At 62.7% G+C, this 26524-nt stretch carries 26 protein-coding genes and 1 tRNA gene; 19 read left to right on the top strand and 8 right to left on the bottom strand.

The genetic code is table 11. The features are described from left to right. The first annotated feature begins 2 nt into the window (after positions 1–2). The 4 genes from QA643_RS20280 to QA643_RS20295 all read left to right on the top strand — a co-directional run bounded on the left by QA643_RS20280 (position 3) and on the right by QA643_RS20295 (position 6046). Entirely contained in the window at positions 3–836 is an 834-nt protein-coding gene (locus QA643_RS20280) for a universal stress protein (protein WP_283027685.1), read from the top strand. A 157-nt stretch (positions 837–993) separates the two neighbouring features. Continuing rightward, a complete protein-coding gene (locus QA643_RS20285) occupies positions 994–1362 on the top strand; it encodes a hypothetical protein (RefSeq protein ID WP_283027686.1) in 369 nt (122 codons plus the stop codon). 186 nt (positions 1363–1548) lie between these two features. Continuing rightward, positions 1549–3225, top strand: a complete 1677-nt coding sequence (locus tag QA643_RS20290; RefSeq protein ID WP_283034862.1) for an alpha/beta fold hydrolase — start codon at positions 1549–1551, stop codon at positions 3223–3225. A 127-nt stretch (positions 3226–3352) separates the two neighbouring features. Next, positions 3353–6046: a bifunctional acetate--CoA ligase family protein/GNAT family N-acetyltransferase gene (locus tag QA643_RS20295; RefSeq protein ID WP_283027687.1), complete on the top strand. Its 2694-nt coding sequence runs from the start codon at positions 3353–3355 to the stop codon at positions 6044–6046. 58 nt (positions 6047–6104) lie between these two features. Here the strand turns inward: QA643_RS20295 and QA643_RS20300 are convergent, their stop codons facing one another. From QA643_RS20300 to QA643_RS20320, 5 genes are read right to left on the bottom strand one after another with little or no spacing between them, the layout of a single operon-like run. Beyond that, positions 6105–6944: a universal stress protein gene (locus QA643_RS20300; protein WP_283027688.1), complete on the bottom strand. Its 840-nt coding sequence runs from the start codon at positions 6942–6944 to the stop codon at positions 6105–6107. Positions 6945–6969: 25 nt separating this feature from the next. After that, on the bottom strand, positions 6970–9564 hold the full coding sequence (locus QA643_RS20305) for a cation-translocating P-type ATPase (RefSeq protein ID WP_283027689.1): 2595 nt from the start codon (positions 9562–9564) through the stop codon (positions 6970–6972). Between the two features lie 3 nt (positions 9565–9567). Next, a complete protein-coding gene (locus tag QA643_RS20310) occupies positions 9568–9993 on the bottom strand; it encodes a hypothetical protein (RefSeq protein WP_283027690.1) in 426 nt (141 codons plus the stop codon). Positions 9994–10040: 47 nt separating this feature from the next. Next, positions 10041–10532, bottom strand: a complete 492-nt coding sequence (locus QA643_RS20315; protein WP_283027691.1) for a phage holin family protein — start codon at positions 10530–10532, stop codon at positions 10041–10043. Between the two features lies 1 nt (position 10533). Beyond that, complete coding sequence (locus QA643_RS20320; RefSeq protein ID WP_283027692.1) at positions 10534–10809, bottom strand: hypothetical protein; 276 nt, start codon at positions 10807–10809, stop codon at positions 10534–10536. A gap of 177 nt (positions 10810–10986) precedes the next feature. Between QA643_RS20320 and QA643_RS20325 the strand changes: the two genes are divergently transcribed. Genes QA643_RS20325 through QA643_RS20335 form a run of 3 tightly spaced genes read left to right on the top strand, consistent with a single transcriptional unit; the run spans position 10987 to position 14006 of the window. Further along, positions 10987–12123, top strand: coding sequence for an ABC transporter permease (locus QA643_RS20325; RefSeq protein WP_283027693.1), 1137 nt, complete (start codon positions 10987–10989; stop codon positions 12121–12123). A 2-nt stretch (positions 12124–12125) separates the two neighbouring features. Continuing rightward, positions 12126–12899: an ATP-binding cassette domain-containing protein gene (locus QA643_RS20330; RefSeq protein WP_283027694.1), complete on the top strand. Its 774-nt coding sequence runs from the start codon at positions 12126–12128 to the stop codon at positions 12897–12899. A gap of 3 nt (positions 12900–12902) precedes the next feature. Further along, a complete protein-coding gene (locus tag QA643_RS20335; protein WP_283027695.1) occupies positions 12903–14006 on the top strand; it encodes an MlaD family protein in 1104 nt (367 codons plus the stop codon). Between the two features lie 64 nt (positions 14007–14070). Here the strand turns inward: QA643_RS20335 and QA643_RS20340 are convergent, their stop codons facing one another. After that, positions 14071–14388 (bottom strand): cytochrome c, encoded by a 318-nt coding sequence (locus tag QA643_RS20340; protein WP_283027696.1) that lies wholly within the window; start codon positions 14386–14388, stop codon positions 14071–14073. A gap of 193 nt (positions 14389–14581) precedes the next feature. Between QA643_RS20340 and QA643_RS20345 the strand changes: the two genes are divergently transcribed. From QA643_RS20345 to ccoS, 11 genes are all read left to right on the top strand, one after another. After that, positions 14582–15295 (top strand): helix-turn-helix domain-containing protein, encoded by a 714-nt coding sequence (locus QA643_RS20345; protein WP_283034863.1) that lies wholly within the window; start codon positions 14582–14584, stop codon positions 15293–15295. Between the two features lie 96 nt (positions 15296–15391). Continuing rightward, on the top strand, positions 15392–15532 hold the full coding sequence (locus QA643_RS20350) for a hypothetical protein (protein ID WP_283027697.1): 141 nt from the start codon (positions 15392–15394) through the stop codon (positions 15530–15532). 164 nt (positions 15533–15696) lie between these two features. Further along, entirely contained in the window at positions 15697–15945 is a 249-nt protein-coding gene (locus tag QA643_RS20355) for a hypothetical protein (protein WP_283027698.1), read from the top strand. A 153-nt stretch (positions 15946–16098) separates the two neighbouring features. Beyond that, complete coding sequence (gene ccoN, locus QA643_RS20360; protein ID WP_283034864.1) at positions 16099–17721, top strand: cytochrome-c oxidase, cbb3-type subunit I; 1623 nt, start codon at positions 16099–16101, stop codon at positions 17719–17721. Between the two features lie 12 nt (positions 17722–17733). Beyond that, a complete protein-coding gene (gene ccoO, locus QA643_RS20365; protein WP_283027699.1) occupies positions 17734–18468 on the top strand; it encodes a cytochrome-c oxidase, cbb3-type subunit II in 735 nt (244 codons plus the stop codon). A gap of 9 nt (positions 18469–18477) precedes the next feature. After that, a complete protein-coding gene (locus QA643_RS20370; RefSeq protein ID WP_283027700.1) occupies positions 18478–18642 on the top strand; it encodes a cbb3-type cytochrome c oxidase subunit 3 in 165 nt (54 codons plus the stop codon). A gap of 7 nt (positions 18643–18649) precedes the next feature. Then, positions 18650–19522: a cytochrome-c oxidase, cbb3-type subunit III gene (gene ccoP, locus QA643_RS20375; RefSeq protein ID WP_283027701.1), complete on the top strand. Its 873-nt coding sequence runs from the start codon at positions 18650–18652 to the stop codon at positions 19520–19522. 97 nt (positions 19523–19619) lie between these two features. After that, positions 19620–21083: a cytochrome c oxidase accessory protein CcoG gene (ccoG, locus tag QA643_RS20380; RefSeq protein WP_283027702.1), complete on the top strand. Its 1464-nt coding sequence runs from the start codon at positions 19620–19622 to the stop codon at positions 21081–21083. A 20-nt stretch (positions 21084–21103) separates the two neighbouring features. Beyond that, positions 21104–21601 carry a FixH family protein gene (locus QA643_RS20385; RefSeq protein ID WP_283027703.1) on the top strand — a complete coding sequence of 166 codons (498 nt, stop codon included), beginning with the start codon at positions 21104–21106 and terminating at the stop codon, positions 21599–21601. Positions 21602–21613: 12 nt separating this feature from the next. Further along, on the top strand, positions 21614–23806 hold the full coding sequence (locus tag QA643_RS20390; protein WP_283027704.1) for a heavy metal translocating P-type ATPase: 2193 nt from the start codon (positions 21614–21616) through the stop codon (positions 23804–23806). Next, positions 23806–24006 (top strand): cbb3-type cytochrome oxidase assembly protein CcoS, encoded by a 201-nt coding sequence (gene ccoS, locus QA643_RS20395; RefSeq protein ID WP_283027705.1) that lies wholly within the window; start codon positions 23806–23808, stop codon positions 24004–24006. The genes QA643_RS20390 and ccoS overlap by 1 nt, the downstream gene beginning before the upstream one ends. Positions 24007–24439: 433 nt before the next feature. Here ccoS and QA643_RS20400 read toward each other — a convergent pair whose 3' ends face one another. After that, positions 24440–24730, bottom strand: coding sequence for a hypothetical protein (locus QA643_RS20400; RefSeq protein WP_283027706.1), 291 nt, complete (start codon positions 24728–24730; stop codon positions 24440–24442). A 902-nt stretch (positions 24731–25632) separates the two neighbouring features. Between QA643_RS20400 and QA643_RS20405 the strand changes: the two genes are divergently transcribed. Further along, entirely contained in the window at positions 25633–25821 is a 189-nt protein-coding gene (locus QA643_RS20405; RefSeq protein ID WP_283027707.1) for a hypothetical protein, read from the top strand. 610 nt (positions 25822–26431) lie between these two features. On the opposite strand, the gene QA643_RS20410 is transcribed toward QA643_RS20405, so the two are convergent. Then, positions 26432–26521: transfer RNA gene (locus QA643_RS20410), tRNA-Ser, on the bottom strand. Between the last annotated feature and the right edge of the window lie 3 nt (positions 26522–26524).

Genomic DNA, 26524 nt, shown 5'->3' on the forward strand with positions numbered 1-26524 from the left:
CGATGTTCAGGAACATTCTGGTTCATATTCCCTCCGAGCGCCCGGTACGGCCGGTGATCGATGTTGCCGTCGCACTGACCATCGCCCGCCGCTCGCATCTCGATGCCATATCCGCCGGTTACGAATCGATGACCGCGGCCGGGATGATCGTGGATGGCGGCGGCGCTGCCGTTGCCGCGGTGATGGGCGCCGAACAGGAACGTGCGCAGGAAAGGGCGGACGCGGCCATTGCGGTGTTCGAGATCGAAGCCAAGCTGGCCAAGATTGCCTATGGCACCAGGACGCTGGTGGCGATCCCTGCCGAGGCCGGACAGACCATCAGCGCGCTGGCGCGGCTTTACGACATGACGATCGTGCTGCAGCCGGAATACTCCAGGGCCAGCTATGACAATGAAATTCCGCAGCAGATCCTGTTCAACTCCGGCGGACCGATGCTGATGGTTCCCTATATCCATAAGGGGCCGCTCGATGCCCATCATGTCGGGATCGCCTGGGACGGCAGCCGCCTCGCCGCCCGTGCGCTGCACGATGCCATGCCGTTCCTGATGGGTGCGAAGGCCGTCACCGTGATTGCAATCAATGAGCAGGCGGGTGAAGCCTCGTCGGATCAGATCGTCGCGCATCTGGGTCGACGTGGCATTCCAGCCAGGGCACAACAGTTGATCACGGATCACAGCGACATCCAGAGCGCCATTCTGTCGATTGCTGCGGAGAGCAACATAGGCCTGCTCGTGATGGGTGGTTACGGCCATTCGCGACTGCACGAGCGCATTCTGGGCGGCGTCACGCGCAGCATGTTCGACTGCATGACCGTCCCGGTGCTGATGTCGCATTGAACTTGAATGCGCAGGGCGTGGCCTTTAGCCACGGCGGGTTCCTGGTGCCGATCGGCTTGATTGCGGCCGACGTCGCAAAGCCGCCAGTTTGATGCACCTCAATGTCCGAACCGACACCGGCCAATATCGTTCGGCGGAACTCAGATCGGAGATTGTCATGTCAGAGCTGTCTGTGCGGGCCGCTTCCAGGTCCCTTCCGGAAATCGCGAATGCGGAAGCTGAAGCCACCAGGCTGAACCAGGGCGCGCTCGAGTTCATGCTCGGCGCGCAGCGGATGATGTTCGAGGAGATGGTATTCCTCGGCGACCAGATGCTGGAGCGAACGCGGACCGAAATGCATCTGTTCACGGAGTTCGTCGCTAAGATGGCGGCAGCGCATTCCGTAAGAGACATCAAGACGATGTGCCAGGAATGCGGCCAGCATCAGCTTGATTTCTGCCGCCGCGACTCCGAACGGCTGTTCAAGCACGGCGAGCGGATGATCGCGGCCACGTCGAACCTGATCAATGGCCGGTCCCTAAACTGATCGGTCAATAGCATGCACGGGAAATCGCACCCGCCGACGGCGGAAGCTGTCGTTTTGCCGCTTCGCCAGCGTGCACCTGAAGGCAAGGGCGGTAAATCGACTGGTCCGGCCGAGCCGCAGCCGTCAACGCCGGCCGAAGGGACAGGCGGAACCGAGAGGTATCAGGCCGATCGCGCCGTGCACGCGATGCTGGCCCGCCTCAGCGCCGGCATTTCGCCGGCTGCGCTCTTGCTGGCCTACTCCGACTGGCTATTGCATCTGGCCTCGTCGCCGCAGCGGCAAATGGAGATCGGGCACGAGGCCCTGCTCGACGCCAAGCGCCTCCTCGACGCCACGCAGCGCTTCTTCTTGCCGGGGCAGGGGCCGTGGTCGCTGATCAGGCCACAGCCGCAGGACAAGCGATTCGGCCGGCCGGAATGGGAGCAGCCGCCATTCAATCTGATGGCGCAGGCGTTTCTGCTCGGCGAGCAATGGTGGCACAATGCGACCACCGGCGTGCGTGGCGTCTCGAAGCAGAACGAGGCGATCGTCGAGTTCTCGATAAGGCAGATGCTTGACGTGATGTCGCCTTCCAACTTCGCCGCGACCAATCCGGAAGTGCTGCGCAGAGCGTTCGAGAGCGGCGGCAACAATTTCGTGCGTGGTTGGCACAATTTCTGCGACGATTGGGTACACCTGGCGTCGGCGGAGCTCGGCCCTGTCGCGACGGGCAATTTCGTCGTCGGCGAAACCGTCGCCACCGCGCGCGGCAAGGTCGTGTTTCGCAACGAGCTGATCGAGTTGATCCAATATTATCCGACCACGGAGAAGGTGCATGCGGAGCCGATCCTGATCGTGCCGGCATGGATCATGAAATACTACATTCTCGATCTATCGCCGCAGAACTCGCTGGTGAAATATCTCACGGGTGAGGGCTTCACCGTCTTCTTGATCTCCTGGCGAAATCCCGATGCCGCCGACCGCGAGATCGCATTTGATGACTATCGGAAGCTCGGCGTCGAAGCCGCGCTCGATACGATCGGCAATATCGTTCCGGACCGACAGGTGCACGCGCTGGGCTATTGCCTCGGCGGCACGCTGCTGTCGATCGCGGCCGCCACCATGGCGCGCGATGGCGACAATCGGCTGAAGTCGATCAGCCTGCTCGCCGCGCAAACCGATTTCACCGAGGCGGGCGAGCTGACGCTGTTCATCAATGAGAGCCAGGTTGCGTTCCTGGAAGATATGATGTGGGAGCGTGGCGTGCTCGATACCACGCAAATGGCGGGTGCATTCCAGCTGCTTCGCTCGAACGACCTGATCTGGTCACGGCTCACCCGTGACTATCTGATGGGCGAGCGAGCGCCGCCGAGCGACCTGATGGCCTGGAACGCGGATGCGACCCGGCTGCCATACCGGATGCATTCGGAATATTTGCGCGAGCTGTTCCTCAACAACGACCTTGCCGGGGGACGCTATGTCGTCGACGGCAAGCCGATCTCCTTGTCGGACATTCACACGCCGATGTTCGTCGTCGGCACCCTCCGCGACCACGTCGCACCGTGGAAGTCCGTCTACAAGATTCATTACCAGGTCGATGCCGACGTGACGTTTCTTCTGACCAGTGGCGGCCATAATGCGGGAATTGTAGCGCCCCCTGGCGAACCGGGGCACACCTATCGCATCAAGACCAAGACGGCGGACGCCACCTATGTCGGCCCCGACGAATGGCTGAACACGGTACCGCAGGTCGAGGGATCGTGGTGGCCCGAATGGACCCAGTGGCTCTCTGCACGGTCCGGTGAACCGTCCGGGCTGCCCTGCATCGGTGTCGACGCTTCAAAGCACCTGCCTGACGCACCCGGCGAATACGTTCGCCACTAGTTCCACGATCCTGACCAACACGATTCACGCAGCGACCGTTCCGGGTTAACCTGTCGCCAAGGTCGCTTTGCGTCGAACATCTGCCTCGCGTCACAGAACGTCCGCAACCGCCTGATATCAGAGAACGATGTCTACATATCGCTTGAACAAGCTGCTTTCGCCGCATTCCGTTGCGCTGGTCGGGGCCAGTCCCCGCCACGGCTCGGTCGGCCGCGCCATTCTCAACAATATTCGCAAAGCCCAGTTCAAGGGTGAGTTCGGCCTCGTCAATCCGCGCTATCACGAGATCGATGGTGTCGCGACTGCCCGCAGCATTGCCAAACTGGCGTTTGCGCCGGAGCTTGTTGTGCTCACTGCACCGGCTCGGACCATCCCGGATCTGATCGATGAGGCGGGCCGGCGCGGTACGGCGGGAGCGGTCATTGTCAGCGCGGGGCTCGGCCACGGAGCAGGCTCGCTGGCGGAAGCCGCGGAGCGGGCGGCGCATAACTACGGCATGCGGCTGATCGGCCCGAATTGCTTGGGCATCATGATGCCGGGCGTCAGCCTCAATGCCAGCTTTTCAGCGCACATGCCGGCGGCCGGACATCTGGCGCTGATTTCGCAGTCCGGCGCTATCGCCGCAGGAATGGTCGACTGGGCGGCGCAGCGGGCCGTCGGCTTTTCGGGCATCGTGTCGATCGGTGACCAGCTCGATGTCGATATCGCCGATCTGCTTGATTATTTCGCGCTGGATGAAAAGACCCACGCCATCCTGCTCTACATCGAGGCGATCAAGGATGCCCGCAAGTTCATGTCGGCGGCGCGCGCCGCCGCCAGGATCAAGCCGGTCGTGGTGGTCAAGTCGGGCCGGATGGCGCAGGGCGCGCGGGCGGCTGCAACCCATACCGGCGCGCTGGCTGGCTCCGATGCGGTTTACGACGCTGCGTTTCAACGCGCCGGCATCCTGCGCGTGTCGGACTTGCGCGAATTGTTCGACTGCGCCGAGACCCTCGGACGACTGAAATCGCCTCCCGGAAAGCGGCTTGCCATCCTCACCAATGGCGGCGGCATCGGCGTGCTGGCCGTCGATCGCCTGGTCGAGCTCGGCGGCATTCCCGCGGCCATCTCGCCGGCGATCCGCGAGAAACTGAATGCCGCATTGCCGCCGACATGGTCGAAATCGAATCCGGTCGATATCGTCGGCGATGCCGATGCGGCGCGTTATGCTGCAGCGCTCGAAGCGCTGCTGGCCGATCCCGAAAACGACGCCGTGCTGGTGATGAACGTGCAGACGGCGATCGCGCGCGCCGACGAGATCGCGGCGGCCGTGAAGGAAGTTGTGCAGGAATATCGCGCGGGCCGCCGCATGTCGCCAAAACCCGTCCTCGCGGTCTGGGTCGGCGCCGAGCCTTCGATCGGCGATCTCCTGAGCGGCGCGGGCATCCCGAACTATCCGACCGAAGATGATGCCGTGCGCGGCTTCATGCATCTGGTCCGGCATCGCGAGGTGGTGGAGGCGCTGGCGCAGGTTCCGCCCGCGATGCCGAGCGAGTTCGTGCCCGACGTCGATGCCGCACGGCAGATCGTTGCCGCGGCGCTTGCCGACAGCCGCTCCTGGCTCGATCCGATCGAAATCAAGCGGCTGTTCGACGCCTACGATATCGCTGTCGTGCCGACCTTCGCCGCCGCAGATGCCGAAGAGGCGGTCACGCATGCGAACGCGCTGTTCGCACAAGGCTCGACTGTTGTGCTCAAGATCATGTCACGCGACATCGTGCACAAATCCGACGTCGGTGGCGTGGTGCTCAACCTCACCAGCGCCGATGCCGTGCGAAAGGCCACGGCCGAGATTCTCGAGCGTGCCCGGTCGCTGCGTCCGGAGGCGCGGATTTCGGGCGTGATGGTGCAGGCGATGGTGGTGCGGGCCAAGGCACGCGAGCTCATTCTCGGCCTTGCCGACGATCCGATTTTCGGAACCGTCGTCGTATTCGGCCGCGGCGGGACGGCGGTCGAGATCATCAACGACAAGGCGCTGGCATTGCCGCCGCTTGACCTGCAGCTGGCACGCAGCCTCATCGAACGCACCCGCGTGTCACGGCTGCTGCGCGCCTATCGCGACGTGCCGGCGGTCAAGCAGGACGCGGTTGCGATGGTGCTGGTGAAGCTGGCGCAGATGGCAGCGGACGTTCCCGAAATTCGCGGGCTCGATATCAACCCGCTGCTCGCGGACGAGGCCGGCGTGCTGGCGGTCGATGCCCGAGTCGTGATCGGGCGGGTAGAGCGCAAGTTCCGCGGTTCAGGCCCGGCGAATTTCGCCGTGCGGCCGTATCCCTCGCAATGGCAACGGCACATCGAGGTGAAGGACGGCTGGCGCGTGTTCGTCCGTCCGATCCGGCCCGAAGACGAGCCGCTGATCCACCAGATGCTCAAGCACGTCACGATGCACGACCTGCGGCTGCGGTTCTTCGCCCCAATGAAGGAATTTTCCCATGAGTTCATCGCCCGCCTGACCCAGCTCGACTATGCGCGAGCCATGGCGTTTGTCGCCTTCGACGAGACGACGGGCGACCTCGTCGGCGTAGTCCGAATCCATTCGGACTCGATTTACGAGAGCGGCGAATATGCGATCCTGTTGCGGTCCGATCTCAAGGGCAGGGGGCTCGGATGGGCGCTGATGCAGATGATCATCGAATATGCGAAGTCCGAGGGGCTGAAGGCCATTTCAGGCGATGTTCTGGCGGACAACACGGTGATGCTGTCGATGTGCCGCAGTCTCGGCTTCGACGTGAGGTCGGACCCTCAGGAGCACGACATCTGCAACGTCAGGCTGAGGCTTTAGCTACGGCTCGAGCGCCGCAGCCGCGTCGTTGGTGGGGCGTCCAGGCGACGGCTGGCCATCAATGCGAAAACAGAATCGGCAGCGGCGGCTTTGACAGTAGGCTCTTGGTGGCGCCACCCAGGATGAACTCGCGCCATCGTGCATGGCCATAGGCGCCCATCACGAGGACATCCACCTTGTGCGAGGCGGTGTAGGCTTCGAGCACCTCGCCTATCCGCCGGCCGGCCGCGTCGACCTTGTCGAGCACCACGTCGATGCCGTGGCGCGCGAGGTTCCTGGCCAGCGCTTCAGCAGAATGCTTGCTGTCCAGCTTCTTCTCGTTGGTGACGGTGACGATGCGCACCTGCTTGGCTTTTTCCAGGAGCGGCATTGCGTCGGAAACCGCACGGGCGGCGGCACGGCTGAAATCCCAGGCGACAGCGACGGTCCGGAGTTCGAAAGGACGCGCCCGCGGCGTCTCGGGCAGCACGAGGGTGGGCCGTCCCGATCCGAAGATCACGGCTTCGGCGTACCACTGGTCGCAGCTCTCTGGCACCGGGACGACGGTGAGGTCGCGAAGCCTTGCGTGATCTACCAGCAGATCTGGTACGGCGTAGGTCGGGCATTTTTCGAGATAGGTTTCATGCATGATGCCCGACTTCTCGGCGGTGGCATCGAATGCGGCAAGCATCGCCCTGGCATTGCTCCGGCTCTTTTCGGTCTCGCCGGCGATGATCCCGGGGATGTTGGCCGTGGCGCCGGAGAGGAAGTGCCCGGGCACTTCGACATGCACCTCGCAGGCCACGGCCGACAAGTGCGCCCCGAAAGCGGCCGCGATCGCAACGGCGTCCTCGGCGACCGAGGCGGGAGTGGGATCGGGATAGCTCGTTAATGTCAGCAGAATGTCCTTGAACGCCATGGGACTCTCCTTTTCGAAAGGTAATCTAGAGCTCCGTCGGCGTGGGCGTTTGATCCATCGCAAGCGGCCGGGTTTGGCGAGCTGCGGCGTGCAGCCGCGGGTGCAATAGCGGTTTGATCATCTCCAGCACGAGCAGCGCGACAAGGCCGGCGCCGAGCGTCAGGGCCAGATCGTCGGCGTGAAGCGGACCGAAGGCGAAGAGATGGTTTGCAAATGGCCAGAGCAGGGTGAGGGCTAGGATGATCGCAACGACGATCAGCACCACGGCGAGGGCGCGGTTTGGCCGCCGCAGCGCTGTCAGTAGCGATGCGCTGAAGGAGCGGTTGACCAGAATCAGGCTGACGATCACGACAACCAGCGAAAAGAACGCCAGCGCCCGCACTTCGGGCACAGGCATGCCCCATCGCAGCGCCATGATGAAAATGGCGGCGACCGCCGCAAACGCCAGCAGTCCCTGCAGCAGGCTCCAAAGCACCAGCGCGCGCGAGAACAGCGGCTCGTCGGAAGCGCGCGGCGGACGCCGCATGACATCGTCTTCCTCTGTCTCGGCCTCGAACACCAGCGAGCAGACGGGATCGATCACCATTTCGAGAAAGGCGATGTGGATCGGGCCGAACAGGATGGGCAGCCCGAACACCAGCGGCAGCAGCGCCAATCCCGCGATCGGGACGTGAACGGCAAAGATGAAGCTCATCGCCTTGCGCAGATTGTCATAGATGCGCCGCCCGAGACGGATCGCCTTGACGATGGAGCCGAAATCATCGTCGAGCAGCACTATGGCGGAAGCCTCGCGCGCCACATCCGTTCCGCGCCCGCCCATCGCGATGCCGATATGGGCTGCCTTCAGCGACGGGGCGTCGTTGACGCCATCGCCGGTCATCGCGACGACCTCGCCTTTGCTCTTGTAGGCGTTGACGATGCGAAGTTTCTGGTTCGGCGAGATGCGCGCGAAGACCGCTGCGGTTTCGACCCGGTCGGTCAATTCCGCCTCGCTCAGCTTCTCGAGCTGTTCGCCGGTAATGAGATCGCCGCGTTCGAGCCCGGCCTGGTGCGCAATCGCCTTGGCGGTTGCCGGATAATCCCCGGTGATCATGACGGTCTTGATGCCGGCGGACCGGCATTCTCGGACCGCCGCGACGATGCTGGCGCGCAAGGGATCGGCAAGGCCGACGAGGCCCAGGAACTCGAATTCGATTTCCCGTGGGGAGGCCGGCCAGGGCGGCCCGGCATGAGTGGCGCGCGCCACGCCAAGCACGCGCAGGCCGGCGGAGGCCATGGCGTCGCTCGATCGCGTCAGCGCGGCTCGGTCGGCCGCGCTTAACCGGCAAAGGCCTACGATCGCTTCGGGAGCTCCCTTGGTGGCGACGACATATTCCGGCTGATCGGCATCCGCTTGCCAGAGGTGCGTTACGGCAAGCAGGCCGGGCCGAAGGCCGTAGGAATGCGCCAGCTTCCAGTTCGGATGCTGATATGAGGCCTCGCTCAGCCGCTCGCGCGCCAGCGTGTGGAAGGCACGCTCCATTGGATCGAAAGGCTCGGGCGCGCTCGCCAGTAGGCCGAATTCGCTCAAATCGCGGAATAGCTCTGGCATCTCCGATTTGCCAGACGGCTGAAAGACGGTTCCATCCTTTAGCCTGAGCTCGACGATGGTCATCCGGTTTTCGGTCAGCGTGCCGGTTTTGTCGGTGCACAGCACGGTCGCAGAGCCCAGCGTCTCGATGGCGGCGGCGCGCCGCGTCAATACGCGCGCCAGCGAAATGCGCCAGGCGCCCATGGCCATGAAGACGGTCAGGACGACCGGAAATTCTTCCGGCAGCATCGACATGCCGAGCGCAATGCCGGCCAGCACGGCGTCCAGCCACCCGCCGCGCATGAAGCCGTAGAGCAGGACCGCCAGCAGGCTAACGCCGCCGCCGAGAACGGCAAACAGGCGCACAACGCGTCTTGTCTGCGCCTGCAGGCGTGGCGGCTCAGTTTCGAGGGTGGCGAGCGACTGGCCGATTTTGCCGATCTCGCTTTGCACGCCGATCGCAGTGACTTCCGCCAGCCCCGAGCCTCGCACCACCAGCGAGCCGGAGAAGACCTGCGGCAGGTCATCGCCGCCCGGATGCTGCGGTTCGGATCTGGCGCGGTGGTCCCAAGCGACTTTGCGCACCGGCACGGATTCGCCTGTCAGCATCGACTCATCCGCCTGCAGGTCATTGCAGCGCAGCAGGACGGCGTCGGCGGGCACCCGGTCGCCTTCCGAGAGGATGATGAGGTCGCCGCGCACGACGTCCCGGCCGGCGATCCGCTTGCGTTCGCCGTCCCGAATGACGAGCGCGCGCGGGCTCGTCAGGTCGCGCAGCGCTTCGAGCACCCGCTCGGTGCGCGTCTCCTGCACCACGGTGATCACGATCGACATGGTCGCGAAGGCAACCAGGATGATCGCCTCCTTGAGGTCGCCGAGCACCAGATAGACGATGCCCCCGACCAGGAGCAGCGCCAGCATCGGCTCGCGCAGCACCTCGATCGCGATCCGGAATGGCGTGCGCCGATCCGCTTGCGGGAGCTCGTTGTACCCCTCGGCCCTTCGCCGGGCCGCTGCGTCGGCTTCACTAAGGCCGGAAAACGGTGTCATCACTCAAAGATACGAGACCGCCGTGACCCGATAGGTGTGCATCTTGCCACCTTCGTTGAGCGAAACATACTCGCCGACGACAAAGCGTTCGTCCGCGAAGTGATAGCCGACTTCGTCCGGCACGCTGGTTTCGCCGTCATCATAGTGGAAGGCCCAGCCGCCGCCGGGCCGGTGAACCAGGTGTCCATGCTTGTCGCGCTCATCCGGCCGCTGGCGCACGACCCGGCAGGCCTCGCGATGCTCGCGCCACAATTTTGCATCGATGCGATCTTCGGAATCGAGCGGCGCGACGATGATGTAGGCCACGTCGGCGTCGCCCTCGGGATGGCTGGGCTCGCGGGCCAGCGCGAAACGGAACTGCCGGAATTGCCGCGGCAGAGAGCTGTTTAGGATCGGTTGCGGCTGGGTCTTGGTTCTGGTCTTGGACATCTGATGTAGCTCCTTGGCTGTTCGGGGTGAGGCGAGGGCCGTCGCGATCATTGCGGCTCGGCTGCGGCCTTTGCCTCTGACGCGTGTGCTCTGGATTTCTTCAGGCTCTTGATGATCATCGTGATCAGCGGCACCAGAACGACCGGCAACGCGCTGTTCAGGGGATGATGCACCATGCCGGTGAACTGCGACTGCAGCGCGCGGGCCTCGATCTGTAGCGCTTCGACCGAGGAGCCGTGAATCTCGGTGGCCAGCTCGAGCTCGCGACCCGCGGGCGGTCGTCCGCCGATCACGAACAGGACGGCTGCAATCACGAAATTGACGACGCCGAGAATCGCGGCCGCGGAGATCGCGCTCCAGACCTGCACCAGCGCGAAATAGGCCGACAGCTCCAGCATCAACAGGCCGAACGCCGCAATCAGCGCGGCAAACGCCCGCATGCCGAGCCCGACCAGCATGTGCCGCATCCGGATTTCGGCGATGATGCGATCGGTGCGCCAAAGCGCGCGCAAATGCTTGACGACGTTTTCGCTGTTCACGTCACTGTCTCCTCAACATGTAGCCGATCGTGATACCAAGCGCGAAGGCGGAGGTCAGCGCCGCAATCGGCCGCTCGGCAACCAGCTTCTCGACATGCGCCTCTTCATGGCCCAGCGTTTCGCCGAGTTCGCCCAAGGCGGCCTTGATCTGGCCGATCAGCGCTTCGGATTCGCTTTTCGCGGCGCCAAGCATGTCGTCGGCGGATACATGCAATAGGCGCGACATCTCGCTTTTCAGCGCCTGCAGCTCATCACCCAAATCGCCCGATCCAAACATCGTCTTTGCTCGCTTTTCCCGTGGCGCTAACCCTAGGCGAGCCGGCCGTAACATCACTTGATTTGGGTCAACCGCAGCTTTTTTGGACCCGCAGCCGATGCCTTGAGGCAGGTCAACATGGGCTCTGGGCCAGCGGCCTAGAGAAAAAGCGGAATGCTCAGTTGAGGGAATACCATCTTGGCGACCGCACCTCTGCTAACGGCGACGCCATCGGGCGATGTGCTCGAATTGCGTCCAACCGGTTCCTGGACGGCGGCGAACGCGGCAACGCTGGAGCAACTTTCCAGTGACGTTGCGCCCCAGCTTGATCGGGCTGCCGCCCTCAAGGTCGACATGGCCGGGGTACGCGAACTCGACACGATCGGCGCCTGGCTGTTGGAAAAACTGTCGCGGCGGGCTGCCGCCGCCGGTCACCGTGCGGATATTGTCGGCATTGCGGAGAATTACAGCGGCTTGATCGACGAGGTTCGCCAGGTCAATCGCCGAACGCCCGCGTTGCCGCGAGCAGGCAATCCAGTCATCGCCAAGCTTGGCGATATCGGCCGCGCCACGATCGGCGCCAGCGAGGACATCGCCGCATTCCTGCAGATGCTGGGCGCGCTGTGCTTTGCCATTCTCGGCGTCCTGCGCCGGCCGAGATCGCTGCGGGTGACATCGCTGACCTACCAACTTTACCGCGTCGGCTGGCAGGCGATACCGATCATCGTCCTGATCACCTTCCTGATCGGCGCCATCATCGCGCAGCAAGGTATCTTCCATTTCCGCAAATTCGGTGCGGATTCCTACGTCGTCGACATGGTCGGCATCCTCGTTCTGCGCGAGCTTGGCGTCCTGATCGTCGCCATCATGGTCGCGGGACGGTCGGGCAGTGCCTACACGGCCGAGCTCGGTTCGATGAAGATGCGCGAGGAGATCGACGCGCTTTCGACCATGGGGCTGGACCCGATCGAGGTCCTGATGCTGCCGCGAATTCTGGCGCTGGTCTGCGCGCTGCCGATCCTGAGCTTTATCGGCTCGGTGGCGGCGCTCTACGGCGGCGGGCTCGTCGCCTGGTTCTACGGCGGCATGGGACCGGCGATCTTCCTGGCACGGCTGCATGAGGCGGTTTCGGTCACCCATTTCGAGGTCGGCATCATCAAGGCGCCGTTCATGGCGCTGGTGATCGGCATCGTCGCCTGCAGCGAAGGCCTGCGCGTCAAGGGCAGCGCGGAATCGCTCGGCAAGCAGACCACCACCTCGGTCGTCAAGTCGATCTTCCTGGTGATCGTGCTCGATGGGCTGTTCGCGGTGTTCTTTGCGTCGCTCGGAATGTAGCGATGCAGGAAGCTGCACAGCCCTTTGCTATCAGGGTACGCGATCTCGTGGTCGGCTTCCGCCGTCACACCGTGATCGACCATCTCGCGCTGGACGTGCGCCGTGGTGAAATCCTCGGCCTGGTCGGCGCCTCCGGCGGCGGCAAGTCCGTCCTGATGCGGACCATCATCGGCCTGATCCCGCGCCAGGGCGGCGAGATCGAGGTGATGGGTTCAAAGATCAATCATGACCGCACGACGCGGAGCGCGGCCGGGCGATGGGGCATCCTGTTTCAGCAGGGCGCTCTGTTCTCGTCGCTGACAGTGCGCCAGAACATCCAGTTTCCGTTGCGCGAAAATCTCGATCTGTCGGAAGCCCTGATGGACGAGATCTCGACCGCCAAGCTCGAAATGGTCGGACTGACGGCGGAAGATGGCGACAAGTTTCCCTCCGAACTGTCCGGCGGCATGACCAAGCGTGTAGCACTGGCGCGGGCGCTGGCGCTCGATCCTGCGATCGTATTCCTGGACGAGCCGACCTCTGGGCTCGATCCGATTGCCGCCGGCGACTTCGATGCGCTGATCAAGACGTTGCAGAAGACGCTGGGCCTGACCGTGTTCATGGTCACCCACGACCTCGCCAGCCTCAATACCGTCTGCGACCGCGTCGCGGCGCTGGCCGACGGCAAGATCGTCGCCGTCGGTCCCATGCAAGAACTGCTTCGATCCGAGCATCCCTGGGTGCGGGCCTATTTTCACGGCAAGCGCTCCCAGATGCTGCAACCCTCAGCGAGCTAACAGATGGAAACCCGCGCTCCCTTCGTCATTGTCGGCGCCTTCGTCCTCGCAGCCATCGTGGCCGTATTCGGCTTTGTCTATTGGCTGCAGAATACCGGCGGGCTTGGCCCGCGTGCCAGCTATCGCGTGCAGTTCGAGGGCTCGGTGCCCGGACTGCTTGTCGGCGCTGCCGTGTTGTTCAACGGCATTCGGGTCGGCGAAGTCACTGAGCTTGGCCTCACGCCCGGCAACCCGCGCGGCGTCCATGCGATCATCTCGGTTGCATCGACGACGCCGGTGCGCGCCGACACCAAGGTGGGCCTGGAGTTCCAGGGCCTGACCGGCGTGCCCGTGATCGCACTCGAAGGCGGCACCCAGGTCGCACAGGGCGGGGAAGTGCCGACGCTCATCGCCGAGCCGGGTGCAGGGCAGGGCATGACCCAGGCGGCGCGTGACGCACTTCGCAAGGTGGATACGGTGCTGTCGGAGAATTCGGGCGCGCTGAAGGACACGATCACCAATTTCAAAGTGTTTTCGGAGGGCCTGGCGCGCAATACCGGCAAGCTCGATGGCATCGTCGCCGGCCTCGAACGCATGACCGGGGCCACCAGCCCGCCGCCGAAGATCACCTATGATCTGCGCGCGCTGCAAGATCCGGGTCCGGTCGGCAAGGTGATCAATGTGCAATGGGCCATTCCGGAACCGACGGCCATCGCCATGCTGGAGACGCAACGCTTCCTGTTTTCGCCAGCGCAGGAGCATCCGGGCTTTGCGGAGGCGATGTGGGCCGATGCGCTGCCGAAGCTGATCCAGGCGCGACTGGTCGAAAGTTTTGAAAATTATGACATCGCGCATGCGCCGCTGCGCGCGGCCGATATCGGGCAGGCCGAATTCCAGTTGCTGATCGACGTCAGGCGATTCCGCATCGCCGTTGAGCCCGGTCCGACGGCCGAGATCTCGCTGTCGGCGAGGATCGTCGACAAGAACGGGAAGGTCGTTGCCTCACGATTATTCGAAGAACGCGAGAAGTTCGCGACCATCGCGCCGGCGGAAGCCGTCGCCGCGTTCGGCGACGCATTCGGCAGAATTGCAAAGGGCATGATTGCCTGGACGGTGCAGGCTTACTAGGTGCTGGAACCACTGCTCATGAATCGGGGGGAGGGGAGGGGCAGCCCTGCCCCGGATCGTCCGTCTATTCAAGCGTCTTCAGATAGGCCAGCAGATCGCCGATCTGGTCGGGCTCGAGCTGGAACGCCGGCATCGTCGGATGGCCAGTATAGATTCCCTCCGCCAGCGCCTCTCCGAGCGTCTCGATCGGGTAGCGCTTGTGCAGCGTGCGGAACGGCGGCGCGATCTTGAGCGGGCTCGGCGACACTTTGTCGATCGAATGGCACTTCGCACAATTGTTGAGCGCAAATGTCTTGCCGCGCTGCTCCTGAGGCGAAACCGCCATCGCCGGCGTCAGAGAGATGAACGTAAACGCAAGCGGAATCAGAATTCGTCCGATCATTGCAGCTTCAGCTCCGTGGAAAAATGCGCTTCCAGCCCAAAGCCCACTGTGGCTGCTTTATCGCCGGTCAACTTGATCTGGATCAACTGGCCGGCGGTGGATCCGCTACAATGAATTATATCTCCTGATCGTCGGGTCCCGCCGTAATCGCATGAGACATCGCGTCGATCCGACGCTCGAACAGGCAGCGGTAATGATACGAACCATCTCTCCGAATCGGGCAAGTTTCGGCCGCTGCTCAGCCTGTACCGTTCGCTCTCTCAGCATCTGTGGCGCACTTGACCAGAACGATCTTGCGGAGTTCGAGCGGATCGCCCGCCATCTTCATCTTGCCCCCAATGAGGCGCTGTTCACGGCGGGTCAGCTCGCGCATTCGGTCCATAGCCTGACCTCCGGCGTTGCGCGATTGTACAAATTGTTGCCGGATGGGCGGCGTCAGGTGATCGGTTTCGCGCTGCCGGGCGATTTTCTCGGCACCGCGCCGTCCGATCGCTATACTTTCTCGGCGGATGCCATCGATGCCGTGACGGGGTGCCGTCTTTCCAGAGAAGCATTCACGCAATTTATCGAACAGCGACCGCATTTTCTGCTTCGGATCAATGAGTTCGCGGCGCGCGAGCTCATGCTGGCCCAGGAACAGATGTTGCTGCTCGGGCGGCGCACGGCGGAAGAGAAGGTCGCCTCCTTCATCGTCGGCTGGCGCGAACGCCTGGCCCAGATCGGCGACACCAGGCAAACCATCGCACTGCCGATGAGCCGGCAGGACATCGCTGATTACCTGGGACTGACGATTGAAACCGTGAGCCGCACGCTCACCCGGTTTGAACGCGAGAAGATGCTTATCATCGTCGCCGGCGGTGTCCGTCTGTTGGACGCGGACCGCGCCGCCGCCATGGCTGCAGCTTAGAAACATCAGCGCAAATCGCGTCGCGTTTGACGCAGGTCAAAGCCCCGGCTCCGGCTCGCAGGCATGTTTTCTCCGTCATAGGAGGAGGTCAGCCGCATGCCTATCGATTCATTACTCGTGACCATCTGCATCGTCGCAGCGTTCGCGATTTTTGCTGCCGTGCTGTACTGGGGCGACATGCAAACACGCCCGAAGCAATTGGCCGATTCGTCATCGGCGAAGCGTCGCCCATTCTGATCGCATTCGGGGAGGGGCAGTTATCCTTCCGAACATCATTTTGGGCGCAGGCCATTCCGCAGATCCGCGCTGCGGGTCTGCAATGATCTCAATTCATTGATCCACCTCAAGACGTCGAGCGCCGGACCGCGCTTTTGTTTCGCTTGGTCCTGTGAGGTCTCGTTGTGACGATCATGTTCGCAGATATTGAAAGACTGGCTGCCGCTGTCGCTCGCCGCATGCGCGCCGTCGCGGCGAGGTTCAAGCCGAAGGTATCAGCCGAAGCGTGCGATCATTCGCATCCGGAACTTTACGGGCTTTCGACGAGACGCGATTCGACAAGCGCCGTGAAAGAACGTGCGAACCAGCTTGATGATGCTCCGGAACAGGGCAGCGCGCAGACCTACCTGCCGATCGGCCCATGCTGTTGCTGAATTCGCTCGGTTCCAACTCCACCCCACACCGATCTCAGCAAATCGGACGGAAATTGACTTCGATCAATTAGCGCATCGCGAAGCTGTGATCAGTGAGACCGGTATCCGCAGAAGAGACTCACACCCATGATCCAATCTCCAACCGCAAAATCGATGACACACGGCGAAGCCGGTCTGGTGCTGGTCTTTTCGCTGTCCGCGTTCCTGTGCCTGTTCGCCATGGCGAAGGCGCTCGATCCGGCATTTGCCTTCCATGCAGCGCTTTCGGCCGCCGCCAGCCTTGCGGCGGTGATTGCCATCGGCAACCGGTATTTCGCGCGCCCGGCAGCCTTGCCGCCGCAGGAAATCAACGGCCGGCCAAACTACAACATGGGCCCGATCAAGTTCTCGGCCGTGATGTCGGTATTCTGGGGCATCGCAGGATTTGCGGTCGGGCTGTTGATTGCCTCCCAGCTCGCATGGCCTTCGCTCAATCTCGATCTGCCATGGACCAGTTTCGGCCGCCTGCGGCCGCTGCACACCTCCGCGGTGATCTTCGCCTTCGGCGGCAATGTGCTGATCGCAAGCTCGTTATACGTCGTGCAGAAGACCTGCCGCGTGCGCCTGGCAGGCGATCTGGCACCGTGGTTTGTCGTCATCGGCTACAACTTCTTCATCCTCGTCGCGGGCACCGGCTATTTGCTCGGTGTCACCCAGTCAAAGGAATATGCAGAGCCCGAGTGGTACGCGGATCTCTGGCTGACGATCGTCTGGGTGGTCTATCTGTTGGTCTTCCTGATGACGGTGATCAAGCGGAAAGAGCCGCACATCTTCGTCGCCAACTGGTTCTATCTCGCGTTCATCGTCACCATCGCCGTGCTGCACCTTGGCAACAATCCTGCGCTGCCGGTCTCGGTGTTCGGCTCGAAGTCCTACATTGCCTGGGGCGGCGTGCAGGACGCCATGTTCCAGTGGTGGTACGGCCATAACGCGGTCGGCTTCTTCCTGACCGCCGGCTTCCTCGCCATCATGTACTACTTCATTCCGAAGCGGGCGGAGCGGCCGGTCTATTCCTATCGGCTGTCGATCATCCACTTTTGGGCGCTGATCTTCCTCTACATCTGGGCCGGCCCGCACCATCTGCACTACACGGCGCTGCCGGACTGGGCGCAGACGCTCGGCATGACGTTCTCGATCATGCTGTGGATGCCGTCCTGGGGCGGCATGATCAACGGCCTGATGACGCTGTCAGGCGCCTGGGACAAGCTCCGCACCGATCCCGTACTGCGCATGCTCGTGGTGTCGGTCGCCTTCTACGGCATGTCGACCTTCGAAGGGCCGATGATGTCGATCAAGGTCGTGAACTCGCTGAGCCACTATACCGACTGGACCATCGGCCACGTGCATTCAGGCGCGCTGGGCTGGGTCGGCTTCGTTTCCTTCGGCGCGCTGTACTGCCTGATCCCATGGCTGTGGAATCGCAAGGGCCTCTACAGCCTGAAGCTCGTCAACTGGCACTTCTGGACCGCCACTATCGGCATCGTGCTCTACATCTCGGCGATGTGGGTGTCGGGAATCCTGCAGGGCCTGATGTGGCGCGCCTACACCTCGCTCGGCTTCCTCGAATACTCCTTCATCGAAACCGTGGAGGCGATGCATCCCTTCTACATCATCCGCGCCGCTGGCGGAGCGCTGTTCCTGATCGGGTCGTTGATCATGGCCTATAATCTCTGGATGACGGTGCGGGCAGGCGAAGCGGAAGTGCAGTCGTCCGTCGTTCTTCAGCCGGCGGAATGAGGAGCGATAGACATGTCTTTCTGGTCACGCCATCAAATCTTCGAAAAGAACTCGATCGTCCTGATCGCGGGCATCCTCGTGGTGATCGCGATCGGCGGCCTGGTCGAAATCACCCCGCTGTTCTATCTCAAGAGCACGATCGAGAAGGTCGACGGCGTGAGACCTTACACGCCGCTCGAGCTTGCCGGGCGCAACGTCTATGTCCGCGAAGGCTGCTATCTCTGCCACTCGCAGATGGTTCGTCCGCTGCGCGACGAGATCGAGCGCTATGGCCATTATTCGCTCGCGGCTGAGAGCATGTACGATCATCCCTTCCAGTGGGGGTCGAAGCGCACCGGTCCCGATCTGGCGCGCGTCGGCGGCAAATATTCCGACGAATGGCACGTCACGCATCTGAACAATCCGCGCGCGATCGTGCCGCAGTCGGTGATGCCCGGTTACGCCTTCCTGTCGCGGACCGAAGTCGACGAAGCCGGCATTGCGGCCCATCTGCGCACCAACCGCACGGTCGGCGTGCCCTATTCGGAAGACCAGATTGCCAACGCCGTCGCCGATCTCAAGGCGCAGGCGGACCCGGACAATCCCGGCGTTGATGCGTTCACCAAGCGTTACCCGAAGGCGGTTGCCCGCAATTTCGACGGCAAGAGCGGCGCGCCCACGGAAATGGACGCGCTGGTGGCGTACCTGCAGATGCTCGGCACGCTGGTCGACTTCAAGCTCTACAACGAAAAAGCAAATCTTCGCTGAGGCAGAACGATGAAAGCAATCCTCACGGCCCACAACATCGCATCGGACCTCGTCACATCGATCTGGACGCCGATTTTCGTCGGTATCTTCATTGCAATTCTGACCTACGCCCTTTGGCCGCGCAACCAAGCCGTCTTCGACGAAGCGGCGAAAATGCCTTTGCGCGAGGAGTGAGCCGATCATGACCGAACACAGCGATATCGATCACGTCTCCGGAACGTCGACCACCGGGCACCAGTGGGACGGCATCAAGGAGCTCAACACGCCACTGCCGCGCTGGTGGGTGATCACTTTCTATCTGACCATTGTCTGGGCGATCGGCTACTGGATCGTGTATCCGGCCTGGCCGCTGCTCTGGAGCCATACGACCGGCATCTGGAACTACTCGACCCGCGCCGACGTCGCCACCGAACTCGCCAATCTGGAAAAGATCCGCGGCGACAAGATGGTGGCGCTCGGTAACGCCTCGCTGGAGGAGATCGAGAAGAATCCGGCCCTGCTGGCCTTGGCCCGTGCCCGCGGCAAGACGGTGTTCGGCGACAACTGCGCGCCGTGCCACGGCAGCGGCGGGGCGGGGGCCAAGGGTTATCCCAACCTGAACGACGACGAATGGCTATGGGGCGGCAGCCTCGACCAGATCATGCAGACGATCCAGTTCGGCGCGCGCTCCGGCCATTCGAAGGCCCATGAGGGTGCCATGCTGGCCTTCGGCAAGGACGGCATTCTCAAGAAGGACGAGATCGTCACCGTCGCCAATTACGTGCGGTCGCTTTCGGGCTTGCCGACGGCCGCCGGCTACAACGCGGCCGCCGGCGCAAAACTCTTCGCGGACAATTGCGTCGCGTGCCATGGCGACAATGGCAAGGGGAACCAGGAGCTCGGCGCGCCCAACCTGACCGACAAGATCTGGCTCTACGGATCGGACGAGGCAACGCTGATCGAGACCATCAGCAACGGCCGCGCTGGCGTCATGCCGGCCTGGGTGGGCCGGCTCGACCCGTCCACCATCAAGGCCCTGACGGTCTATGTGCACTCGCTCGGCGGAGGCAAATAGCCGCCGCGCGATGCTGCGGCACCGCCTCCTTTGAGGTGGATCAAACGTGGTTGCGGGGCTGGGTCTACAGTGAATGCCTTAAGAGATAGACCCAGCGATGAACAAGACCGTGAACCCGACCGACCTTGAGCTTGATGACAACGCGCCGCTTTATGCGGCGCGCAAGAAAGTCTACCCGCAAAGCGTCTCCGGCACCTTCCGCCGGACTAAATGGGGGCTGATGGCGTTCTGCCTCGGCGTCTATTATTTGCTGCCGTTCGTGCGCTGGAACCGCGGTCTCGGCGCGCCCGACCAGGCGGTGCTGGTCGATCTGCCGAATAGCCGCTTCTATTTCTTCTTCATCGAGCTGTGGCCGCAGGAAGTCTATTACTTCACCGGCCTGCTGATCGTAGCCGCGCTAACGCTGTTCCTGATGAACGCCGTCGGCGGCCGCATCTGGTGCGGCTATCTTTGCCCGCAAACGGTCTGGACCGACCTGTTCTACGCCGTCGAGCGGTTGATCGAGGGCGACAGGCGCGAGCGCATGCGCAAGGACGCAGCCAAGGGCACGATGAAGCTCGAGCGTTTCGCCGAAATGCTGCTGAAGCATTCGATCTGGCTGATGATCGCCTGGTGGACCGGCGGTGCCTGGGTGCTCTATTTCAACGACGCGCCAACCCTGGTGAAGCAGCTCATCACCTTCCAGGCGCCGATGATTGCCTATATCTGGATCGGCATCCTGACCGCGACGACCTACATTTTCGCCGGCTGGATGCGCGAGCAGGTCTGCGTCTACATGTGCCCGTGGCCGCGCATCCAGGCGGCGCTGACCGACGAATGGGCGCTCAACGTCACCTACAAGTACGATCGCGGCGAGGCGCGCACGTCGCTGAAAAAGGCGAACGAGCTGCGCGCGCTCGGCCAGCCGGTCGGCGATTGCGTCGATTGCTATCAATGTGTGGCGGTCTGCCCGACCGGCATTGACATCCGCAACGGCTCGCAGCTCGACTGCATCCAGTGCGGCCTTTGCATCGACGCCTGCGACACGGTCATGACCAAGATCGGCCGGCCGACCCGCCTGATCGGTTACGACAATGACATCAACATTCACCGCCGCCAGGAAGGCAAGCCGCCGATCTATCGCATCGTGCGGCCCCGCACCATCACCTATGCCGCGTTAATCGCCGCCGTCGGCGCCATCATGCTCTATGCGATGCTGACGCGCACGCTGCTCGACATCAACGTGCTGCATGACCGCAATCCGGTCGCTGTAAAACTCTCTGACGGATCGATCCGGAATGCCTATACCGTGCGTTTTCTGAACAAGCGCGGCTTCGACCGCGCCATTGCGATCGATGTCGATGGCCCGGTCAATGCCACGCTCCACATCGTCGGTGCCGATTCGGTAACACAGGATCGACCGGTGATCATCCTGGCGCGCGACACGACGACCGAACTGCGAATCCTGGTCACGGCGCCCGCGGAGAACAATCCCGAGAAGTCCGTCCCGGTGAACTTCCGCGTCACTGATATCGGGCTCGGCGAGGTTGCCTCTGCCACCGATCATTTCGTGTCGCCATGAATTCTCTGAGGAGCGTCCAGATGTTTCCGGCCCAACCGTCACGACCCGTTACCGGGCGAATGGTGTTCTTCACGATGGTGGCGTTCTTCGGCGTGGTGATCGGCGTCAACGTCATCATGATGCGGCTTGCGATCCAGACCTTGCCAGGCACCGAGGTGGACAGCGCCTACAGCGCCAGCCTTGCCTATCAAAAGGAGATCGCGACCGCGCAGGCGCAGAGCGCGCGCAACTGGAAGGTCGAGGCCCATGTCGAGCGCAGCGGGCAGGGTGGTGCGACAGTGCAGGTCGAAGCGCGCGACAATCTGGGCCGGCCGATATCCGGCCTGAAATTCCAGGGCCGGTTCGAGCGGCCGACCGACCGCCGCGCCGACCTCTCGGTCTCGCTCGCCGAAGTCGGGATCGGCATCTATCGCGGAAATGCGGAAGCCATCGCGCCAGGTCAATGGGACCTCGTGGTCGAAGGCGCGGCGGACGGCCAGCGGCTGTTTCTGTCCAAGAACCGCGTGTTGTTGCACTAGGAAAGCTTGATTATGCAGGCGACGCGGGACTTTTCACATTACGTGCGGCACCTCGGATCGGGGCTGGCCCATATCGATCTGGCGGTCGAGGGCGTTAGTTGCGCCGGCTGCATGTCGAAGATCGAGCGCGGTCTTTCCGCGCTTCCGGACGTGACGCTGGCGCGCGTCAACCTGACCGACCGCCGCGTGGCGCTGGAATGGAAGGAGGGCGCGCTCGACCCTGTCAGTTTCATCGATCGTCTGGCTGAGCTTGGCTACAAGGCCTATCCGTTCGAGCCGGTGCGCGCGGAAGCGGTCGAGACGGCGCAGGCGAGCTTTCTGCTGCGCTGTCTCGGCGTCGCCGCCTTCGCCGCCATGAACATCATGATGCTGTCGATCCCGGTGTGGTCCGGCAACGTCACTGACATGATCCCCGAGCAGCGCGACTTCTTCCACTGGCTGTCGGCGCTGATCGCCCTGCCGGCGGCGGCCTATTCCGGACAGCCGTTCTTCCGGTCGGCTTGGGCCGCCTTGCGGGCCCGCCGCACCAATATGGATGTGCCGATCTCGATCGGCATTGTGCTGGCGCTGGCGATGTCGGTGATGGAAACGATCCATCATGCCGAACATGCCTATTTCGATGCCGCGCTGATGCTGCTCGCATTCCTGCTGGCCGGCCGCTACCTCGACCAGAGCATGCGCCGCAAGACCCGTGCGGTCGCCGGAAACCTCGCCGCGCTGAGGGGAGAGACCGCGACCAAATTCGTCGGCACTGATGAAATCAGCGTGGTGCCGATCGCCGCGGTGCATGCCGGCGACATCGTGCTGCTGCGTCCGGGCGAGCGCGCGTCGGTCGACGGCGTCGTGATCGACGGGCAGTCCAAGATCGACCAGAGCCTGATCACAGGCGAAACCATGCCCGCCAAAGCGGGGCCGGGCACGGCCGTTTATGCCGGCACGCTCAATCTGTCAGGCGCCTTGCGGGTGCGGGTGTCGGCAGCCTCCGAAGGCACGCTGCTCGCGGAGATCAGCCGGCTGCTCGACAATGCCGTGCAGGCGCGCTCCCGCTACGTACAGCTCGCCGACCGCGCCTCGCGGCTCTATGCACCCGTCGTGCATGCGGCGGCGCTGCTGACCATGCTGGGATGGGTGGCTTATGGCGTGACCTGGCATGATGCCATCGTCATCGCGATTTCGGTTCTCATCATCACCTGTCCCTGCGCGCTGGGGCTCGCGATCCCGGCGGTGCAGACGGTCGTCTCCGGTGCCCTGTTCCGTACCGGCGTGCTGCTCAATTCCGGCGATGCCATCGAACGCCTGGCCGACGTCGATCGTGTCGTGTTCGACAAGACGGGAACGCTGACACTGCCCGAGCTCGACGTCACCAATGACGTCGATATTCCCGGGGACGTCTTTGAACTCGCCGGACGGCTCGCGCTTGCCAGCCATCACCCGGTCGCGGCCGCGGTGGCGCGGGCATCGGGCGCAAAGACGCCGCTCGCCGGGATCGAGGAGGCGGCGGGCCAGGGCGTGCGCGGCACCATCGATGGGCTCGAGGTGCGGCTGGGCAGGCCGTCATTCTGCGGCGCGGACCAAATCGCCAATGATATCCTGTGCAGGGATCCGGAGGCTTCCGTCGTCGCTTTCCGTCACGGCGAGACGCGGTACGTCTTCGCCGTCCGGCAGCGCCTGCGGCCCGATGCGGCCGACGCCATCGCCACGTTGTTCAAGACCGGGATCCAGGTCGAGATCCTGTCCGGCGACCGTGAGCCGGCTGTTCGCCACGCGGCCGGGCAACTCGGCATTCACGAATGGCGCGCGGGCGTGACGCCGGCGGACAAGATCGCCCGCATCGAGGAACTGAAGCGGCAGGGCGCCAAGGTTCTGATGGTCGGCGACGGCATGAACGATGCACCGGCGCTGGCGGCCGCGCATGTCTCGATGTCGCCGGTCAGCGCGACCCATTTGAGCCAGGCGACCGCCGATCTGGTCTTCCTCGGCGACCGCCTCGCACCCGTCGTCGGCGCGATCGGTTTCGCGCGCAAGGCGCTGCGTCTGATGCGGCAGAACCTGTGGCTCGCCGCCGGCTACAACGCACTTGCCGTCCCGCTCGCCATCGCAGGCCTCGCCACCCCGCTGGTCGCCGCCGCCGCGATGTCCGGCTCCTCGCTGCTGGTGATCCTGAACGCGCTACGCGCCCATCGCGGCGCCAGGGAGTTTGGCTGATGGAAGTTTTGGTGTTTCTCGTGCCGCTCGCGCTGACGCTCGGTGCGCTTGGCTTGATGGGTTTTCTGTGGTCGCTCAAGAACGGCCAATACGACGACCTGGAAGGGGCAGGGTGGAGGGCGATTGCGGATGACGAGCCGGCCGTGGAGCAGCCGGTGTACTTTCGACAGGAAGCGGATGCCGGGCGACCGCCGCGGTAGGTACGATGCTTGGTGCAGGAACGACGACCTCGTGGGTTCGGTGAACCAGTAAAGGCAGTGAGCGGAATATGGAGCGCGAGCGGCTTGACCGCCGGCACCTGGACGACGATCAACCTGCTTTATGTGAGATCCTTTGGCCCTGGCGTTAAGAAGCCCGGCGAAGTCGTACGCCGGAAGATGTTCGCTGCCGCGTCGGAAACTTCCGTCACGTCGAGCACCTTCACCGATACAAGCGCGGCTAACTTCATCGACGTCCGCATTGCCGGCAAGCTTCGCAACAGCAACGGCAATGCCACTAGCGCCAATCTTCAATTGGTGCGGGGCTCGACCGCCATCGGCCCGGAGGCGCTGCACAGGGGTCTACCGGAGGGGTTATTGCGACCAACGTCGGCACGGCCTGGCTCAATCGTCCGAACACGACGTCATCGACCACCTACAAGATGCAGATCAACAGCTCGGACAATACGACCGCCGTGCAATTTCCCCGGGCGCCAAATGGAGCACCCTTGTTGACCCTGACGATGAGAGCCCATTCCACCGCCGCCACGGTCGAAGCTGGCACTATTTCGTCATCCGCAACATCGTGACGTGTCTTGAAGGCTTGACCGCCTAGGCGGCGAGGGTCGGCCCGCCGGTTCACGCTGGCGGGAACAAATAGCAAGAGCCGCTCGATGATCGCCCAGGGCGGCTCTTGTCGCAATTGCCGGTTCGTGACCGATTCCATTGCGTGAATTTCGGCGAGGCCGTGAAGATCGCCCTCTTCGGACCAGCCTCTGATCGTTCGGGTATGCGCCCCGCTTCGACTGACGATGAGAATAATCGATAAAATTTTAACGACAATCGAAACACAAAATTAACGTTACTCTGTCGGCGAAACCGACCCAACTGTGGCGAATGTCCTGATTCAAAACCTTCCCGTAGTCTGCAGTCCCGTATAACTACCGGTAAACCAAGCCTCATTCTTTCGCTGTTCCGGTTCGGAACACGGTTGTACGTTTGCACGTAAATGCACTGCAGGGTTGTAATTCAACTCGGGAGAGTGCGGTGGGGCGATATTATTTCGACCTCCATGGTGCCCAGAGCGCCCATGACTCAGGCGGCTTAGCATTCGAAACCGACATGGAAGCTTTCAATGCTGCTAAGCGACTGGCTGAAGAGTTGGCTGCCGCGCGACCAAATCTAAGGGGCAATACCTGTGTGGTGCTCACCCGAAGGGGTGCGGAAGATGCTTATTGGATAAGCGTCTAAGGCTGGCTCAGTTGGTGGCCTCCTTTATGCCACAAGCGCAAGCCGTCAAGTCAGTTAAAACCTTGCACACCTTACTCGGAGCGGCTTCTGCAAGACGCGTTATCGTAGATGCAGCCAGCAAACATGGAGGCAACGTGACATGGACAATCGGATCATTGCCGGTGTTGTCGCGGCCGTTATCGTTGTTCTTGGGCTGATAGGTTGGACTGGCGGCTGGTTCGGGGGTGAGACACCGGCGCCAACGACGCCACCAGCCGGGCAACAACCGCCGAAGTAGAATCACGGATATTGCGGATCGCCCGGCCGGTTGCCGGGCTTTTCCTGTCTTTCCAGCGGCAGTTGCGGAGAGTTTGTTGCGGCTTCCTAGAGGAGGCTGCCATGAGCACAGAGCTCGGTATTGCGATGCTGGTTGCCGCCGTGTTGCTGATCTGGTTCGGCCTCCCGGATCGCCAAGGCGCTCATCGTCGTTTCCTGCGATTCAGCGCAGCACAAGTTCTCTACCCGCCCGTGATCCTTGCATTAATTGCGCTTGGGTCGGCGGCACTGATTTCCAATCTGGCAAACTAAAAGAGCTGGCTGGGCCGATCGGGAAATCGGACCTCGAAGCTGCCGCAGTCAGGGACAGCCGCGTGTTTGGTGATGCGGGTGCAGTCTGGCATGCGCCCAATTCTGCCAAGAATCAGACCGAGCTTGAATAGGCCATTCGGGGGCGCCTCGCATGGCAAAGGCCCGGCGTATGTCGTTGGTCCCGTCGTGCGTCGGGCCGCTTACAAGAGAGCCAGCCACAGGACAATTAAAGCCCACAGCGAGAGCAGGCCAATACAGATTGCTCGCAGCAGCCAATGGGTTCCGCTGCTGAACACGAGGCCAGCAACTCACCAACATATAGCAGTGCGATCATGCGCTGACCCCAGGGGGATCTAAGGCGGTGATAGATCCACCGCGCAATACGCAAGTAGATCGTATGTCGCACGGTGTCGCTCACTGGACGTTGGGCGGGTCACCCAACGAACGAGTGTCGCTGAAGTTTCTGAGGCGATCAGGTATCCGGCGGAAAGTAGTGTCGGAGCGTCAGACGGATTGCCGCGTAGAGGAGGGCGCAAACTGCTAATGCAATCAAAATCGTTTGTACGCCTGATTGTGCGTACAAATCCTGTACTAGTGTTATCAATGGATTTGGCGGAAGGGGTGGGATTCGAACCCACGGTACCCTTGCAGGCACGCCGGTTTTCAAGACCGGTGCCTTAAACCACTCGGCCACCCTTCCTTG

Source organism: Bradyrhizobium sp. CB3481, assembly GCF_029714305.1.
Classification (GTDB): Bacteria; Pseudomonadota; Alphaproteobacteria; order Rhizobiales; family Xanthobacteraceae; genus Bradyrhizobium.